The sequence below is a fragment of the Sphingomonas phyllosphaerae genome (genome assembly GCA_036946405.1).
GTDB classification, from domain to species: Bacteria; Pseudomonadota; Alphaproteobacteria; order Sphingomonadales; family Sphingomonadaceae; genus Sphingomonas; species Sphingomonas phyllosphaerae_D.
In genome coordinates this window covers 1,108,806-1,124,828 of the sequence record JAQIJC010000001.1, presented here as the reverse complement: position 1 = coordinate 1,124,828, position 16,023 = coordinate 1,108,806, and the positions used below count along the sequence as shown (strand labels likewise).

General features: G+C 68.0%; 17 protein-coding genes. 13 read left to right on the top strand and 4 right to left on the bottom strand.

Annotated features, from left to right (window positions below; all coding sequences use genetic code 11):
• The first annotated feature begins 30 nt into the window (after window positions 1–30).
• The 6 genes from PGN12_05230 (at window position 31) to PGN12_05205 (ending at window position 6,465) form a co-directional block, all read left to right on the top strand.
• The gene (locus PGN12_05230) at window positions 31–1,296 is read left to right on the top strand and encodes an MFS transporter (GenBank protein MEH3103290.1); all 1,266 of its coding nucleotides are present in this window, start codon (window positions 31–33) and stop codon (window positions 1,294–1,296) included.
• Window positions 1,293–2,201 (top strand): TIM barrel protein, encoded by a 909-nt coding sequence (locus PGN12_05225; protein MEH3103289.1) that lies wholly within the window; start codon window positions 1,293–1,295, stop codon window positions 2,199–2,201. The genes PGN12_05230 and PGN12_05225 overlap by 4 nt, the downstream gene beginning before the upstream one ends.
• A gap of 34 nt (window positions 2,202–2,235) precedes the next feature.
• Window positions 2,236–2,811: a gluconate 2-dehydrogenase subunit 3 family protein gene (locus PGN12_05220; protein ID MEH3103288.1), complete on the top strand. Its 576-nt coding sequence runs from the start codon at window positions 2,236–2,238 to the stop codon at window positions 2,809–2,811.
• Complete coding sequence (locus PGN12_05215) at window positions 2,808–3,644, top strand: sugar phosphate isomerase/epimerase (GenBank protein MEH3103287.1); 837 nt, start codon at window positions 2,808–2,810, stop codon at window positions 3,642–3,644. The genes PGN12_05220 and PGN12_05215 overlap by 4 nt, the downstream gene beginning before the upstream one ends.
• Before the next feature lie 26 nt (window positions 3,645–3,670).
• The gene (locus tag PGN12_05210; GenBank protein MEH3103286.1) at window positions 3,671–5,350 is read left to right on the top strand and encodes a GMC family oxidoreductase; all 1,680 of its coding nucleotides are present in this window, start codon (window positions 3,671–3,673) and stop codon (window positions 5,348–5,350) included.
• A gap of 92 nt (window positions 5,351–5,442) precedes the next feature.
• Window positions 5,443–6,465 carry a LacI family DNA-binding transcriptional regulator gene (locus tag PGN12_05205; protein MEH3103285.1) on the top strand — a complete coding sequence of 341 codons (1,023 nt, stop codon included), beginning with the start codon at window positions 5,443–5,445 and terminating at the stop codon, window positions 6,463–6,465.
• Between the two features lie 37 nt (window positions 6,466–6,502).
• Here the strand turns inward: PGN12_05205 and PGN12_05200 are convergent, their stop codons facing one another.
• Complete coding sequence (locus tag PGN12_05200) at window positions 6,503–7,000, bottom strand: hypothetical protein (GenBank protein MEH3103284.1); 498 nt, start codon at window positions 6,998–7,000, stop codon at window positions 6,503–6,505.
• 56 nt (window positions 7,001–7,056) lie between these two features.
• The gene (locus PGN12_05195; GenBank protein MEH3103283.1) at window positions 7,057–7,395 is read right to left on the bottom strand and encodes a DNA primase; all 339 of its coding nucleotides are present in this window, start codon (window positions 7,393–7,395) and stop codon (window positions 7,057–7,059) included.
• A 120-nt stretch (window positions 7,396–7,515) separates the two neighbouring features.
• On the opposite strand from PGN12_05195, the gene PGN12_05190 reads away from it, so the two are divergent.
• Window positions 7,516–8,484, top strand: coding sequence for an isopenicillin N synthase family oxygenase (locus PGN12_05190; GenBank protein ID MEH3103282.1), 969 nt, complete (start codon window positions 7,516–7,518; stop codon window positions 8,482–8,484).
• Complete coding sequence (locus tag PGN12_05185; protein MEH3103281.1) at window positions 8,481–8,723, top strand: polymer-forming cytoskeletal protein; 243 nt, start codon at window positions 8,481–8,483, stop codon at window positions 8,721–8,723. The genes PGN12_05190 and PGN12_05185 overlap by 4 nt, the downstream gene beginning before the upstream one ends.
• A gap of 249 nt (window positions 8,724–8,972) precedes the next feature.
• On the opposite strand, the gene PGN12_05180 is transcribed toward PGN12_05185, so the two are convergent.
• Together PGN12_05180 and PGN12_05175 are read right to left on the bottom strand one after the other, a co-directional pair.
• A complete protein-coding gene (locus PGN12_05180; protein ID MEH3103280.1) occupies window positions 8,973–9,491 on the bottom strand; it encodes a phosphoribosyltransferase domain-containing protein in 519 nt (172 codons plus the stop codon).
• Between the two features lie 47 nt (window positions 9,492–9,538).
• Window positions 9,539–10,741, bottom strand: coding sequence for a penicillin-binding protein activator (locus tag PGN12_05175; protein ID MEH3103279.1), 1,203 nt, complete (start codon window positions 10,739–10,741; stop codon window positions 9,539–9,541).
• Between PGN12_05175 and rsmI the strand changes: the two genes are divergently transcribed.
• From rsmI to gshB, 5 genes are all read left to right on the top strand, one after another.
• Window positions 10,740–11,594 carry a 16S rRNA (cytidine(1402)-2'-O)-methyltransferase gene (gene rsmI / locus PGN12_05170; GenBank protein ID MEH3103278.1) on the top strand — a complete coding sequence of 285 codons (855 nt, stop codon included), beginning with the start codon at window positions 10,740–10,742 and terminating at the stop codon, window positions 11,592–11,594. The two genes, PGN12_05175 and rsmI, sit on opposite strands and share 2 nt — an antisense overlap.
• A 176-nt stretch (window positions 11,595–11,770) precedes the next feature.
• Window positions 11,771–13,696, top strand: coding sequence for a beta-N-acetylglucosaminidase domain-containing protein (locus PGN12_05165; protein MEH3103277.1), 1,926 nt, complete (start codon window positions 11,771–11,773; stop codon window positions 13,694–13,696).
• A 180-nt stretch (window positions 13,697–13,876) separates the two neighbouring features.
• Window positions 13,877–14,602, top strand: a complete 726-nt coding sequence (locus PGN12_05160) for a hypothetical protein (GenBank protein MEH3103276.1) — start codon at window positions 13,877–13,879, stop codon at window positions 14,600–14,602.
• A 42-nt stretch (window positions 14,603–14,644) separates the two neighbouring features.
• A complete protein-coding gene (locus PGN12_05155) occupies window positions 14,645–15,025 on the top strand; it encodes a YraN family protein (protein ID MEH3103275.1) in 381 nt (126 codons plus the stop codon).
• Between the two features lie 32 nt (window positions 15,026–15,057).
• Window positions 15,058–16,023: a glutathione synthase gene (gene gshB / locus PGN12_05150; GenBank protein ID MEH3103274.1), complete on the top strand. Its 966-nt coding sequence runs from the start codon at window positions 15,058–15,060 to the stop codon at window positions 16,021–16,023.

Here is a 16,023-nt window from a genome sequence, read left to right as displayed (position 1 = left end):
GCGGCGTTTACGGGAAAGCATCGGTCCCGCTTGTTCTGGCTGAGCGTGCTGGCGCTGACCACCGCGGCGGTCAGCGCGTCGCTGCGCGCGGCGATCGCCAGCAGCCTCAAGGCGCAGTGGATCGATCCGATCGCCCCGGTCGAGGCCGGCGAATTGATCGGCGCGGCGCTCGGCTCCGCGTTCCTCGGCTTTGCGATCACGCTGTTCGTCGCCAGCGCGCTGCTCGACAAGATCGGCGCCAAGCGGATCGTGATCGGTTCGGGCGTGTGCTTCATCCTCGGCACCGCGCTGATCGTCGGCGCGGGCGCGATCGCGACAGGCATGACGATCTATTCGCTGGTGTGGCTGGGCATGATGCTCAGCGGGATCGGCTGGGGTCTGGCCGAATCGTCGATCAACCCGCTGACCGCGCGCCTCTATCCCGAAGAAACCACGCACCGGCTGAACGTGCTCCACGCCTGGTATCCGGGCGGGCTGATCATCGGCGGGCTGGCGGGCGTGTTCCTCGCCAACGTGCTGCCGTGGCAGGCGATCATGGGGCTGGTGTTCCTGCCCGCGATCGGCGTCGTCATCATCGGTGCGACCACCACCTTCCCCCCTGCCCCCGCTGCGGTCGAGGGCGAGAGCTTCGGGACGATGATCGGCGAGGTGTTCCGCCGCCCGAGCTTCTTCGTATGGTTCGGCGCGATGTTCCTCACCGCCTCGTCGGAGCTGGCGCCGGGCCAGTGGCTCGACGTCGCGCTCACCAACCGCGTCGGGATGCGCGGCATCCTGCTGCTCGTGTACGTCAGCGCGCTGATGTTCGTGTTCCGCCACTTCGCTGGCCGGCTGGCGGGCAAGCTGTCCAACCCGGGCCTGCTGTGGATCTCCAGCCTGCTCGCTGCGATCGGGCTCTTCCTGCTGTCGCGCGCGCAATCGCCGGTCGCGGCGCTGGTCGCCTCGACCGTCTGGGGTCTCGGCGTCTGCGCGATGTGGCCGACGATGCTCGCGTCGGTCGCCGAACGCTATCCGCGCGGCGGGGCGTGGGCGCTCGGGCTGGTCGGCTCGGCCGGCGCGCTCGCCAGCTTCTTCGTGCTCCCGGCGCTCGGCGGGATGTTCGACGAAGCCAAGGTGCGGCTCGCGGGCGGGCCGGAGGCGTTCAAGCAGCTGACCGGTGAGGCGCTACGCCAGGTCGAGGACGCCGCCGCATCGCAGTCGTTCGCGAAGCTCGCGCTGGTCCCGGTCGTGCTGCTGTTCGTGTTCGGCGCGATCTGGCTGTCCGAGCGTCGCCGCCGCGCGACGGTCGCCGCGGCATGAACCCGTCGCGCCGCACGGTTCTGGCAGGGGCCGCTGCCGCGGCGCTGTCGTCGTCGGCGCAAGGACAGGCCCGCGTGAGCAACGCCGCGACCTTCTCGCTCAACTATGCGCCGCACGAAGGCAGCTTCGCGAGCCGCGGCGACCGGATCGAGCAGATCGCCTTCGCCGCCGATCAGGGCTTTCGCGCCTGGGAGGACAATGAGGCGCGCAGCCGCAGCATCGCCGAGCAGGACGCGATGGCCAAGGCGCTGCAACAGCGCGGGATGACGATGGGCGTGTTCGTCGCGTCGATGCCGAAATGGTCGGCGTTCCGCCCGGTCTTCGGCAGCGACGACGGCGCGGAGCGCGAGGCGTTCCTCGCCGACGTCCGCGCCTCGGTCGAGGTCGCCAAGCGGCTGAACGCGAAGCACATGACCGTCGTCACCGGCTTCGTCGACCATAAGGTGCCGATCGAGATCCAGACCGGCCGCGTGATCGACCTGATGCGCCGCGCCGGCGACATCCTCGCGCCGCACGGTCTGGCGCTGGTCATGGAGCCGCTCAACACGCGCACCGATCATCCCAATGTCTACATGCGCTCGTTCGCGGCCGGTTATGCGGTGGCGCGCGGTGCGAACAGCCCGGCGGTCAAGGTGCTCGCCGATTGCTATCACGAGCAGATACAGTCCGGGAATCTGATCCGCTCGCTCGGCATGATCTGGGACGAGGTCGGCTATATCCAGTTCGGCGACAATCCCGGGCGCAAGGAGCCCGGCACTGGCGAAGTCAATTACGGCAACATCGTGCGCTTCCTGCGCGAGCGTCGCTATCGCGGCGTGATCGGCATGGAACATGGCACATCGCAGGCGGGACGCGCGGGCGAGGAGCGGCTGATCGCCGCTTACCGCGCGATCGACGCGGCATGAGCCGGCGCAGCATCAGCATTACGGGAGAGGGTGAGTGATCGACAGACGACAAGCCTTGGGCGGCATCGCCGCCATGTTCGGGGCGTCCTTGTACGCGCCGCTGGCACGCGCGGCGGCGGCCGCCTCGGTGAAGGGCGGCGGCATCCCCGTCATCAGCGAGGGGCCGCCGAGCGTACAGGTGTTCACCCCGGCGCAGCGCGCGTTGATGAGCGCGCTCAGCGACCGGGTGATCCCGGCCACCGACACGCCGGGCGCGATCGCCGCGGGGGTGCCGGAATATATCGAGAAGCTGCTCGCCGACTGGTCGTCGCCCGAGGATCGCGTACCGATCATCGCCGGGCTCGACGCGATCGCGGCCCGCGCGCAGGCCGATTACAAGAAGACCGCCAACCAGCTCGCGCCCGCCCAGCACGACGCGCTGCTGACGCTGGCGATGGACGACAAATTCCCCGGCGGCGCGGCCTTCTTCGGCCCGTTCCGCCAGATGGTGATCGCCGGTTACTATACCTCGGAGATCGGCATCACGCAGGAGCGCGAATATCTGCCGGTGCCCGGCAGCTATGACGGCGCCTTCCCCTATTCCAACGTCAACAAGGTCTATTCCTCATGATCGCCAACCGTCGCAACGTCCTCGCCGGTGCCGGCGGCCTCGCCGCGCTCGGCCTGTTCGGGATCCCGGCGCAGGCCGCACAGCTCGGCGCGATCGGGCTCCAGCTCTACACGATCCGCGAGCTGTTCGGGCCGGACCCGATGGGCACGCTCGAGAAGGTCGCCAAGATCGGCTATCGCGAAGTCGAATATGGCGGTGGCGGCTATGACAAGATGGATCATGCCGCGCTGCGTCGCACGCAGGACCGGCTCGGGCTGAAGGCGCCGTCGGTCCACGTCCCCTATGAGTGGCTGCTCGCCGACTTCAACGGCGTGGTGAAGATGGCCAAGACGCTGGGGGCCGATACGGTCATCCTGCCGTACATGACCGACCAGCATCGCAACGAAGCCAGCTGGAACACCGCGCTGAAGGACTTCAACCGCTTCGCGCGCGATCTGAAGAAGGCCGGGCTGGCGTTCGCCTATCACAACCACGATTTCGAGTTCACCGTGAAGCCGGGCGGCGTGTCGCTCTACGATCGCCTGCTCAAGGAGACCGATCCGGCGCTGGTGAAGCTGGAGATCGACCTGTTCTGGGCGATCACCGCGGGGCAGGATTCGGCAGCGCTGATCCGGCAGCACGCCGGGCGCATCTACGCCTATCACGTCAAGGACAAGCGCGCCGACGGCAGCATGTGCGCGGTGGGCGAAGGCAAGATCGACTTCGGCGCGATCTTCAAGCTGAACCGCGTGGCAGGCGTGAAGCACTTCTACGTCGAGAACGACGAGTGCCCGGCACCCTACCTGCCTGACATCACCACCAGCTTCAACACGTTGCGCAAGCTGACGTTCTGATCGCGCCGACGGAGAGGATTTTACACATGGCAGCGACCGATACTTTCGACGCGATCGTCATCGGCTCCGGCGTGAGCGGCGGTTTCGCCGCGAAGGAGCTGACCGAAAAGGGCCTGCGCGTCCTGATGCTCGACCGCGGCATCATGGTCGAACATGGCGAGGGCTACCCTTATGACGGCAAGCCCGCCTATGAGGTACCCGCGCGCAACTCGATGCCGCCCGCGGTGATGGAGAGCGATTACTTCATCACCAAGCACGGCTATGTCACGCCCAGCAACCGCAAGTTCTACAACGACGACCGGCTGAACCCCTATGCCTATGACGAGGGCAGCAAGTTCTACTGGATCCGTCCGGCGGCGGTCGGCGGCAAGTCGCTGATCTGGGGCCGCTGGACGTTCCGCTGGGCGCCCGAGGACTTCGAGGCCAACAAGCGCGACAATGTCGGGATCGACTGGCCGATCCGCTACGAGGACGTTGAGCCCTGGTACAAATATGTCGAGAATTACATCGGCGTGTCGGGGTCGCGTGAGAACCTGCCGCAGTTGCCCGACAGCGACTTCCAGCCGCCGATGCAGATGAATATCGCGGAGAAGTGGGTGAAGCCGCGGCTCGAGTCCGAGTTCCCGGGCCGCAAGCTCATCAACACGCGCCTCACCAACATGACCGAGGACAAGCCCGACCAGAATCGGACGAAGTGCCAGTATCGCAACCAGTGTGGTAACGGCTGCTCGTTCGGCGCGTATTTCTCGACGCAGGCGGTGACGCTGCCCGCGGCGCGCGCGACCGGCCGGCTGACGCTGCGCTCCGACGCGGTGGTCACCAACCTCGAATATGATGCCGCCAAGAAGCGCGTCACCGGCGTCCGTTACGTCGATGCAAAGACCGGGCAGGCCCAGGTCGTCAAGGCGCGGATGGTGTTCCTGTGCGCCTCGGCGCTCGCCTCGGTGCAGATCATGATGAACTCGAAGCGTCCGGACGGGCGCAGCTGGTTCGACAGCAGCGGCACGCTCGGCAAATATGTGATGGATCACATCTTCCGCGTCAGCATCGGCGGCAACATCCCGGGCATGACCGAATATATCGAATATGGTCGCCGTCCGGGTGGCGTCTACATCCCGCGCTTCCGCAACGTCGGCGGCGACGAGGGCGTCGGGTTCAAGCGCGGCTATGGCTATCAGGGCTCGGCCTATCGCTCACCCGCCGGTCCGGTCGGCTTCGGCAAGTCGATGAAGGAGGGAATGCGCAAGTATAACGGCTGGCAGTTCGGGATGACCGCGTTCGGCGAGTGTCTGCCGTACGAGGACAATCGCGTCTCGCTCCACCCGACCAAGGTCGATCGCTTCGGCGTGCCGCTGATGGTGTTCAACGTCACCTTCCGCGACAACGAGCTGAAGATGATGGCCGACGCGCGTGAACAGGGTGAGGCGATGCTGCGCGGCGCCGGGCTGACCGACGTGCAGAGCCGTGAGGGCGAGCACGTCCCCGGCGACGCGATCCACGAGATGGGCGGCGCGCGCATGGGTGCCGACCCGCGCACCTCGGTGCTCAACAAGTGGAACCAGGCACATGACGCGCCGAACCTGTTCGTCACCGACGGTGCGCAGATGGCGTCGGTGGCGTGCGTCAACCCGTCGCTGACCTTCATGGCGATGACCGCGCGCGCCTGTGACAATGCGGTCAAGCTGATGAAGGCCGGCACCATCTAAGGCCGGGCCTTGCTGCCGCCGTCATCGCGCTGCACACGGGTGGCGCACGCCCGCCCCGCGCGGCGCGATGACGGACGGCACCGGGCGTCTGCATGAGCGAGCGCCGCCGACAGGGCGTCACGATCCGGGCAGTCGCCGAGCGTGCGGGCGTCTCGGCGATGACCGTCTCGAACGTGATCAATCGCGCCGGCCGCGCCAGCCCGGCGACGGTCGCCGCGGTCCATGCCGCGGTCGCCGAGCTGGGTTATGTCCCCAATGTCGTCGCGCGCCGGCTCGCGCGGGCGCGCGCCACGACGGTCGGCCTGCTCTACAGTGGCGCGCGCGCGCCGTTCCTTGATGCGATTCTCGTCGGCGCACTGCGCGCCACCAACGCGCGCGGATTGCAATTGCTGCTCCACGAGGAAGCGCCCGGCACCCCCGAAGCCGCCGAAGCGGCGGTACGCTCGCTCGCTCGTGGTGGTGCGGACGCGCTGTTGCTGGTCCCACCGTTCGCCGAATTGCTGCGCGACTCGCCGGTGCTGCGGGACCTCGCGCTCCCGGTCGCGGCGATCGCGATCGGCCATGTCATGCCCGGCATCGCCACGGTGCGGATCGACAACCGCGCGGCGATGGCGGAACTGACCACCCTGCTAATTGCGCGCAATTATCGCCGGATCGCGCTGATCGCGGGCAACCCGCGCCATTCCGACAGTGCGCCGCGCGAGCAGGGCTATTATGATGCGCTCGCCGCGCACGACATCGCCGCAGACCCGGCGCTGGTGATCGAGGGCCGCTTCGACCGCAGCTCGGGCGAAGAGGCGGCGAAGGCGCTGTTGTCCGGCGCGACGCGGCCCGATGCGATCATGTGCAGCAACGACGACATGGCCGCCGGCGTGATCGCCGAAGCGCACCGGCACGGGCTGGTGCTCCCGCGCGACCTTGCCGTTACGGGGTTCGACGACACCACGTTGGCGGCACGCATCTGGCCCCCGCTCACCACCGTCCGCCAGCCCGCCGAGGAGATGGCGTTCCGCGCCGCCGAGCGACTGATCGGCACCGGCGATGGCGACGAAGCGGCCAGCGACATGGTCATCCCGCATGCGATCATCGAGCGCGAGTCGACACCGATGCGGTAAGGTTTGGCGCGACCCGCGCGGCTCCGACTCAGCCGACTTACGGATGCACGCGCCCGGCCAACACCGGCTCGTCGAGATCGATCGTCTCGCGAGGTGCCTTCGCCGGCTTATGCTTGCCGATCCGGCCAATCCCGGCAGCAACGTCACGCCCCAATTGGTAGTGATCGAGCGCTTCTCGCGATCGTTCGCAACAACTCTCCGGCGCAACCAGCTTCTGCACCCCGCGCACCAACGCCGTTCCCATGCCGAGAAGGTTCAAAGGCGCGCCACAGCCCCAGATCGTTGCCGAACAAGGATCGGCCTCCGACCGCAAAGCCGCTATACCCGTCAAGTCGCGGTTGACCGGTCGCGGCCCAGAAGCGACCGCCTCGTCGGGCAAGGGTAGCGCTTGCGACGGCAACAGATCAGCGCACACCACGACTTCGTCTTTATCGGACTTTCGCACGCACGGTTGAGCGGCCACCGGAACCAGCACCGAGTGCTTTTCCGGCACCAACGGCGCCGCTGTCTGCAGCAGGATGGCAAGGATCAGCATCGCCCGCATCCTGCGTCGCGTTCAGGGCACGGTCAATCGACCGGCCCCGTTTCGGGTCAGGGCCTCAGCGCCGTGTCGTCACGATCGTCGAGTTCGTCGTCCTCGACGCTGCCGTCGTCGAACTCGGCCTGCACTTCGTCCTCGGCGACGTCGCTGTCGTCGGCATCGACGTCGCCGTCCTGCCGCGCGACCTCGCCATCGGTCATCACCAGCTCGTCTTCATCCTCGTCGTCATCGTCCATGCCGATGTCGGGGTCGAGATCGACGATGATCGTGCCGTCGCCCGGCCCATCGCGGGTGGCTTCCAGTATCTCGGCACGCTGGCTTTCGTCATAGCCGTCCTCGTCATAGCCGTCGTCGCCAGAGCCCTGACCTTGCACCTGATGCCCGCCCATCACGCATCTCCTCCATTGTCCAAGTGTAACGAACGGCAGATGCGCCCGCCCGGTTCCGACGGCTGGCGCCACGATGCGCGAGCGCCTACCTAGGGGGTTCAGAATCATGGACGATCAAACATGCTCGACATTCCCGCCGCCCCCGGCATCGCCGACGTTCCGACGCTCAGCCTTTCCGATCAGGCGCGCGACCCCGATGCGTTTGCCGCCGCGCTCGGTGGATCGTTCGAGCGCTTCGGCTTCGCGATCGTCGCCGATCACGGCGTGCCGCAGCCGTTGATCGACCGCGCCTGGGCGGAAACCGCCGAGCTGTTCGCGCTGCCCGAGGAAGAGAAGCGCCGCTATCATACGCCCGGCGGCGGCGGGGCGCGCGGCTATACGCCGTTCAGGACCGAGATCGCCAAGGATGCGCGCCACGTCGACCTCAAGGAATTCTGGCACGTCGGGCGCGAGCTGCCCGAGGGGCATCGCTACGCCGCGGAGATGGCGCCGAACATCTGGCCCGAGCGACCGGTAGGCTTTCGCGATACGTTCGTCGAATTGTTCGGCGCGTTCGACCGCGCGGGCGACCGCTTGCTGTCGGCGATCGCGCGGCATCTCGGCCTCGCGCCCGACTGGTTCGATCCGGCGGTCAAGGACGGCAATTCGGTGCTGCGCCTGCTCCACTATCCGCCGATCCCCGCCGACGCCGAGGGCGTGCGCGCCGGCGCGCATGAGGACATCAATCTCATTACGCTGCTGCTCGGTGCGGAGGAGGCCGGGCTCGAACTGCTCGACCGAGCGACGGGCCAGTGGCTGGCGGTCAAGCCGCCGGAGGGCGCGATGGTCGTCAACGTCGGCGATATGTTGCAACGGCTGACCAATCACGTCCTGCCCTCGACCACGCACCGCGTCGTCAACCCGCCGCCCGAGCGGCGCGGCCATTCGCGCTATTCGATGCCGTTCTTCCTGCACCCCGCGCCCGACTTCCTGATCGAGACGCTGCCGCAGACGATCACCGCCGCGAACCCCAATCGCTATCCCGAGCCGATCACCGCGCATGGCTATCTGCACCAGCGTCTGGTCGAGATCGGGCTCATCAAGCCATGAGAGACCTGTCGGGGATCGTCAGCGGCGCGATCCGACTCGACCGCGACGCCGACGTGTCGGGGATCGTCAGCGGCGACATCACGATCGCGGCAGGCTGCCGCGTCACGATCTCGGGCATGGTCCGCGGCGACATCACCGCCGAGCCCGGCGCGGAGGTGACGATCACCGGCATCGTCAACGGCGCGGTCCATGCCGAGGGCGCGACCGTGCATGTGACGGGGATCGTGACTTTGCCGTAATCCGGTAGAGTTGACGGCCTTTCCAACAATTCCCGGCACCTCACCGTTCGCGCTGAGCCTGTCGAAGCACGTGCCCGGTCACACGCCTTCGACAAGCTCAGGGCGAACGGGGAGGTATGCTACGCTTCTGAGAAGCCGATGGGCGATCGGCCATCCATCATTCCGTCATCCCGGACCTGATCCGGGATCCCGCTTCTTCCTTCTCTCGACAGGAAACGGGGCCCCGGATCAAGTCCGGGGCGACGGGAATTACGCCGTCCGCTCCGGCACTGCTTCCGCATCCGCCGCGATCGAGGTCGCCGGTGCCAGCGCTTCCCACGGGAACACGAACCAGTCCTTGGTTACCGCCCGATCGATCGTCCGCGCCGCAAGGTCGACCTTCGCTGCCGAGCCGCGATTGTCGATCAGCGTCGCGAAGCGCATCGCCGCTGCGGTTGCACCCGCTTGCTCGAGCAAGCCGCGCAGCTGTGCGATCGTGCGCCCTGAATCGTTGATGTCGTCGACGAACAGCAACTTGCGCCCCTCGCGGGTCAGTGTCGCCAGCCGTTCGATCGCGGGCGCAGCACGCGTGTCGTCCTGCGCGGAATAATCGACCGACTGCATCGGCAGTCCGGCCGCGTGGCTCAGATACACCGCCGGAACCAGCCCGCCGCGTCCGATCCCCACCAGCAGGTCGGGGCGCCAGGCGGTATCCCGCGCAATCTTCGCGGCGAGCGTCCGGACATCGGCAATCAAATCGGCATGGGTGACGGCGGTAAGGATCGGCATCACGATCCTCTACACGACCGCCACCGCCATGCCATAGCCCACGCTGGCTATTTTCCGTCGAAACCCGACGGCGCGGGCGATACCGTCATCGCCTCGCCACCACGAATCTCCTGCACCTCCAGCGCGCGCTCGGCGACGTTGTCGCGTCCGAAGCGGAAGGCGCCGTCGATCCCGGCGAAGCCATCGGCGTCGCGCAACCGGCTTTCGGGGAACGGCGATCCCGGTCGCCACTCGCGCGCGATCCGCACGACCAACAGCACCGAATCATAGCCGAGGCTCGACAACCGGTACGGTGCGGCGTTGAAGCGGGCGCGATAGTTGCGCGCATATTGGCGATACAATGTGTTCGGCACGCTCGCGAACCACGCCCCGTTCAGCACCGCTGCCGAGCGCGCTGCACCGTCCGAGTTCCACAGCTCGGTGCCCAGGATCTGCGTCGACGGGCTATTGCGCCGGATCAGCGGCACCGCCGCGGTTGCGGTCGCCGCGCTGTCCGCGATCAGCACCGCCCCGAACGGAGCGTCCTTGGCCATCCGCTGCACCGCGCTGCCCAGCGCCCCGCTGCCGCGATCATAGGTCTGGAGCGACACGACCCGCCCGCCCGCCTGCTCGACCGCGCGCAGGAACGCGGTCGACGCGCGGCTGCCGTACAAGGCGTTGGGGACGATCCCGCCGAAATTGTCGATCCCGCGCCCGCGCGCATAGGCGACGACGCGCTCGATCGCCTGCGCCGGGGCGTAGCCGAGCACGTAAGCGCCGTTCCCCGCCACGCCGGTATCGTTCGAGAACGACAGCACCGGCACCTTCGCCGCGCGCGCGATCGGTGCGACCGCGCGCACGTCCTCGGCCAGCAACGGCCCGAGGATCAGTTGCGCGCCCTCGCGGATCGCGCGGCTCGCCGCCGCCGCCGCGCCGGTCGCCGTATCATAGCTGGTGATCCGCACCTGCTGGTTGCGCGTGTCGAGCAGCGCCAGCTGCGTGGCATTGGCGAGGCTGCGCCCGACCCCGGCGTTGCTGCCGGTCAGCGGCACCAGCAGCGCGACGCGGTTACGCGCGGCATCCTGTGGCAGCCCGGTGACCACTTCGGGCGCGGTTTCGCGCGGCGGCGGTGCCGGTTGAGCGGTCGGCGCCTGCTGCACCGGCCCGCGCGGCACCACCGTCGAACAGGCCGCGAGCAACAGCGCCCCGGCGACCGTGATGACGCGCGACATTGCGCTCGACCATTGCGAACGCCCGATCGCCTCTGCCATGACTACTCCCGTGAACCCGTTGACCCCCGGCCTGTACATCGTCGCCACCCCGATCGGCAATCTCGGCGATCTCTCCCCCCGCGCGGCCGAGGTGCTCGCGGGCGCGGACGTGATCGCCGTGGAGGATACGCGCGTGACCGCCGGATTGCTCCGCCACATCGGCATCAAACGCCCGATGACCCCCTATCACGACCATAATGCCGAACATGTCCGCCCGCAGTTGATCGCGCGAATGGCCAGCGAGGTGGTGGCATTGGTATCGGACGCCGGCACGCCGCTGATCTCCGACCCCGGCTACAAACTGGTGCGCGACGCGCGCGCCGCAGGGCATCAGGTCGTCACCATCCCCGGCCCGTGCGCGGCGATCGCCGCGCTGACGCTCGCCGGGCTGCCGACCGACCGCTTCTTTTTCCTCGGCTTCCTGCCATCGAAGGAACAGGCGCGCGCCACCGCGATCGCCGAGGTCGCCGCAATCCGCGCGACGCTGGTCATTTACGAATCCGGCCCGCGGCTGTCCGCGTGCCTGTCTGCGCTCGCCGAGGGACTCGGCGACCGTGAGGCGGCGGTGACGCGCGAGATCACCAAGAAGTTCGAGGAGGCGGTCACCGGCACGCTCTCGACGCTCGCCGCGAGCTACGCCGAGGCGCCGCCGAAGGGGGAGATCGTCGTCGTCGTCGCGCCGCCCGAGCCCCCCGCACCCGCCGCGATCGAGGATGCCGATGCGGCGCTCGCGGAGGCGCTCACCCGCCTCCCCGCCTCCAAGGCCGCGGGCGAGGTCGCCAAGGCATTCGGTGTCGACCGCAAGGCGCTCTACGCCCGCGCGCTGGAGATGAAGGGCGAGACGGATGCCTAATCGCTTGTCGCCCCGGACTTGATCCGGGGCCCCGCTTCTATTGGACGGTAAAGGCAAGAAGCGGGATCCCGGATCAAGTCCGGGATGACGGCAGCGGCGAACGATCAGCGGAGTTGCCCCGGCAACGGCAACACCCTACGACAATGCTTAATACCAATATCATACCGGAGAACGACATGACCCGCCGCATCGGCCTGCCCCTGCTGGCCGCCACGCTCCTGTCGTCTACGCCGCTTGCCGCGCAAGTCGCGACCCGCCCGGCGATCTTCCCCGCACCGACCGAGCTGATGCTCGGCACCGACACGATGACGCTGGGCCGCCGGGTCACGCTGGTCGCCGCGCGCGGCACAGATGCCGCCACCGTCGCGCTCGCCAGCCAGATCCTTCGCGCCGCCGGCGTGGAGACGATCGCCACCGCGCGCGGCCTCGACCGCGCGACAACGCAACCGCAGATCGTCCTTGGCCTCGCCGATACCGCGCTGGTCCGCACCGCGCTGACAGGCACTATGCCCGACACCGCGCGCGAAGGCTATACGCTCACGATCGCCCCCGCGACCAACACGATCACGCTCGCCGGTCATGACGCCGACGGCCTTTTCCATGCCGTCCAGACGCTCCGCCAGCTCGTCCAGCGCCCCACGCTCCCCGCGCTGGTGATCCGCGACCATCCCGCGATGCCGGTGCGCGGCACGATCGAAGGCTTCTACGGCAAGCCGTGGACGATGGCCGAGCGCACCCGCCACCTCGACTTCCTCGCGACCGTCAAGGCCAATACCTACGTCTACAGCCCCAAGGACGATCCCTATGCGCGCGATCGCTGGCGCGAGGCGTACCCCGCCGGCACATTGACCCAGCTCGGCACGCTGGCGCAGGCGGCGGCGCGCAACCATGTCGATTTCGTCTATGCCATCTCGCCGGGGCCCAGCATCTGCTTCTCCGCGCCCGCCGATCTTCAGGCGCTGCGCACCAAGTTCGACGCCTTGCGCGCGATCGGCATCCACCGCTTCTACGTCGCGCTCGACGACATCGAGTACAAGAAGTGGAATTGCGACGCCGACCAAAGCGCGTTCGGCCCCTCGGGCGCAGCAGCGGCGGGCAAGGCGCAGGCGCAATTGCTCAACGCGGTTCAGGCCGATCTGACGCGTCGCGATCCGAAGGCGCCGCCGCTCATCATGGTGCCGACCGAATATTACGATGCAAAGGACTCGCCGTACAAGGCGGCGCTGCGCGACAATCTCGATCCGAAGGTGGTGGTGCAATGGACGGGCACAGATGTCGTCCCGCCCGCGATCTCGATCCCCGATGCCAAGGCCGCGACCAAGGCGTTCGGGCGCAAGACGCTGTTGTGGGACAATTACCCCGTCAACGATTATGCGCAGACCACCGGCCGGCTGCTGATGGCACCCTATACCCGCCGCGAGCCCGGGCTGTCGGGCGAGTTGACCGGCATCCTGTCCAACCCGATGAATCAGGAAGCACCCAGCCGCGTCGCGGTCACCGGCGTGCTGGCGTTCGCATGGAACGACAAGGATTATGACGCCGAGCGCACCTGGCATTGGTCGGCGCGCGAACTGGCCGGCGGTGATGCGCGCGCGACCGACGCGCTGCTGACCTTCTTCGACACGCAGCATATGGCACCGACCTTCGGCAGCCAGCCGTGGCAGGAACAGGCGCCGCGGCTCCACGCGCTGCTCACCCGCGTCCGCGAAGCGTTGGCAGACGGCGATGCCGAGGCGCGGGCGCAGGGCATCGCCGACCTCACCCGCGCCGCCGACGACCTGACCGCCGCCCCCGACACGATCCGCGCCGGCGTGGCCGACGCCTCCTTCACTGAACAGAGCCGCCCGTGGCTCGACGCGCTCGCGCTCTGGGGCCGCGCGCTGCAACAGACCGCCGCCGGCCTCGCCGCCGCCGACGCGAACAGCCCCGCGGCTCCCCGCTATTTCACCGATGCGCAGCAGCTCGCGAGCGAGGCGGCGGCGGTGAAGACCATCCCCGGCGCAACCCGCTTCGACGGCACGATCCGCATCGCCGACGGCGTGCTCGACCGGTTCGTCGCGGAAGCGCCGGGGTTGATCGCGAGGGCGGCAGCAACTCGCTGATCGTTGAGCAATACGCGACGAACCACGAAACAAATCATCGCTTTAAACAAACAATAACAACGACCTTCAGGAAATGCCTTCTCGCACCACTTGCGCCGGCCTCAGTAAACGTTGCACGGAGAGGCCATCGCCCGCAAGATCAATGGACCCGGTGATCTTACCGGTGATGAAGGCATTGCAATGACGATCTTATCCGCTTCTCTTGCGCGAGTCGCGATCCTCTCGGCCGTCCTGCTGGGCTGCGGGTCGCACACCGCACGCGCCCAACGCATTGCCCCGCCCACCATTGCGCCTGCCATGCGCGTGGATCCGGTACGACTTCTCCATGAGGCGTCGGGCAAGCTTCATGGTCCCAAGACCTTCGTCATCGGCGAACCGGCGGACGGGCAGCCATTCAGCCAGCGCGATGACGGCACGATCACGGTGGACCGCCGCATGGTTGCGCAGATAGAAACGCCGGAAGAGGCGCTTGCGCTTGCTGCCATCGTGCAAACCTACGCCGGCAACACTCCGCCGGCACTGCGGACCCGTGACAGCGTCAGTGCCGGTGAGGTCGTTGCCGGGCTCCTTGCCGGCGGCGTCGGCTCGACACTCGAGAGGCGCGACTCCCGTATCCGTTATCTCTCGGCCAGCGAACGGCAAGCGTACGACAAGCAACACGCGCTCGGCTGGGCACCGCGCGCGTCGGAAACGACGACCACGCGACAGGTGCAGGCGACACGGACGCTGACCCTGCTCGACCGGGCGGGCGGCTGCTCGGGCGCCTTGGAAGCGATCCTTACCCGTATCGCAGGCAATCCGCACAGCACGCAGACAACCAGCCCGGGTTTCTTCGCACGATCGGTTCTTCACGATCTCGGAGCCTCCATCCGGCCGCCAGAAACCTCCTGCATTCGTCGCCGATAGGCCGCTTGCCCCAGCCACCCATCGCCGCCATCCTCCCCTGCGATGCGCCCGCCCCGCCCCCGCTCCACCGCCACCCGTCGCGTTGCGGAGGAAGCCGGGCGGCGCGGCGAGCGGTTGGCGGCGTGGTGGCTGCGGCTCAAGGGCTGGCAGATCCTCGATCGCCGCGTCCGCACGCCCGCCGGTGAGGTCGATCTCATCGCCAGACGCGGCGCGCTGATCGCGTTCGTCGAGGTCAAGGCCCGCCGCAGCCCCGCCGAACTCGATCACGCGATCGACCAGCGCCGGCTCGCGCGCGTTGCCGCCGCCGCGGAGGTGTTGATGCCGCGCTACGCCACCGCGGGCGAGGACATTCGGGTCGACGTGATCCTGCTCGCTCCCGGCACCCGCCCGCGGCATATCGAGAATGCGTGGATCGGCTACTGACAGCCGCCGCCACCCGCCCTACATCCGCGCACATGACCCAGCCGCTCACCGTCGCCGTCCAGATGGACCCGCTCGATCAGATCAACATCGCCGGCGACAGCACCTTTGCGCTGATGCTCTCGGCACAGGCGCGCGGGCACCGGCTGTTCCACTATACCGCCGATGCGCTCAACTATCGCGACGGGCGCGTCTGGGCGAAGGCGCATCCGGTGACGGTGCAGCGTGTCGCGGGCGATCACTTCGCGTTCGGCGAGCCGGTGGCGCTCGACCTCGGCGAACAGGCCGATGTCGTCCTGATGCGGCAGGACCCGCCGTTTGACCTCGGCTATATCACCGCGACGCACCTGCTGGAGCGGATCGCCGACCGCACGCTGATCGTCAACGATCCGGTCAGCGTCCGCAACGCACCCGAAAAGGTGTTCGTGCTCGACTATGCGCGCTTCATGCCGCCGACGCTGGTGACACGTTCGCTCGACGAGGCGCGCGCCTTCCTCGCCGAACATGGCGAGATCGTCGTCAAGCCACTCCACGGCAACGGCGGCAAGGCGATCTTCCACGTCCGCGCAGGCGGCGAGAACCTGTCGGCGCTGATCGAGGTGTTCAACCAGACGTGGCGAGAGCCGCATATGGTGCAGGCGTTCCTCCCGGCGGTGGCGAAGGGCGACAAGCGCATCGTGCTGGTCGACGGCGAGGTCGCGGGTGCGATCAACCGCCTGCCCGGCGAAGGCGAGATCCGCTCGAACCTTGCGGTCGGCGGCTCGGCGCAGAAGACCGAGCTGACCCCGCGCGAGCGGGAGATCTGCGACGCGCTCGGCCCGGAGCTGAAGAAGCGCGGGCTGATCTTCGTCGGGATCGACGTGATCGGCGGCGAATGGCTCACCGAGATCAACGTCACCTCGCCGACCGGGATCGTCGCAATCGAGAAATTCGACGGCACCGATGTCGCCGGACTGATCTGGGAGGCGGTGGATCGCCGGCTGAAGGAACGCGCACGCTGA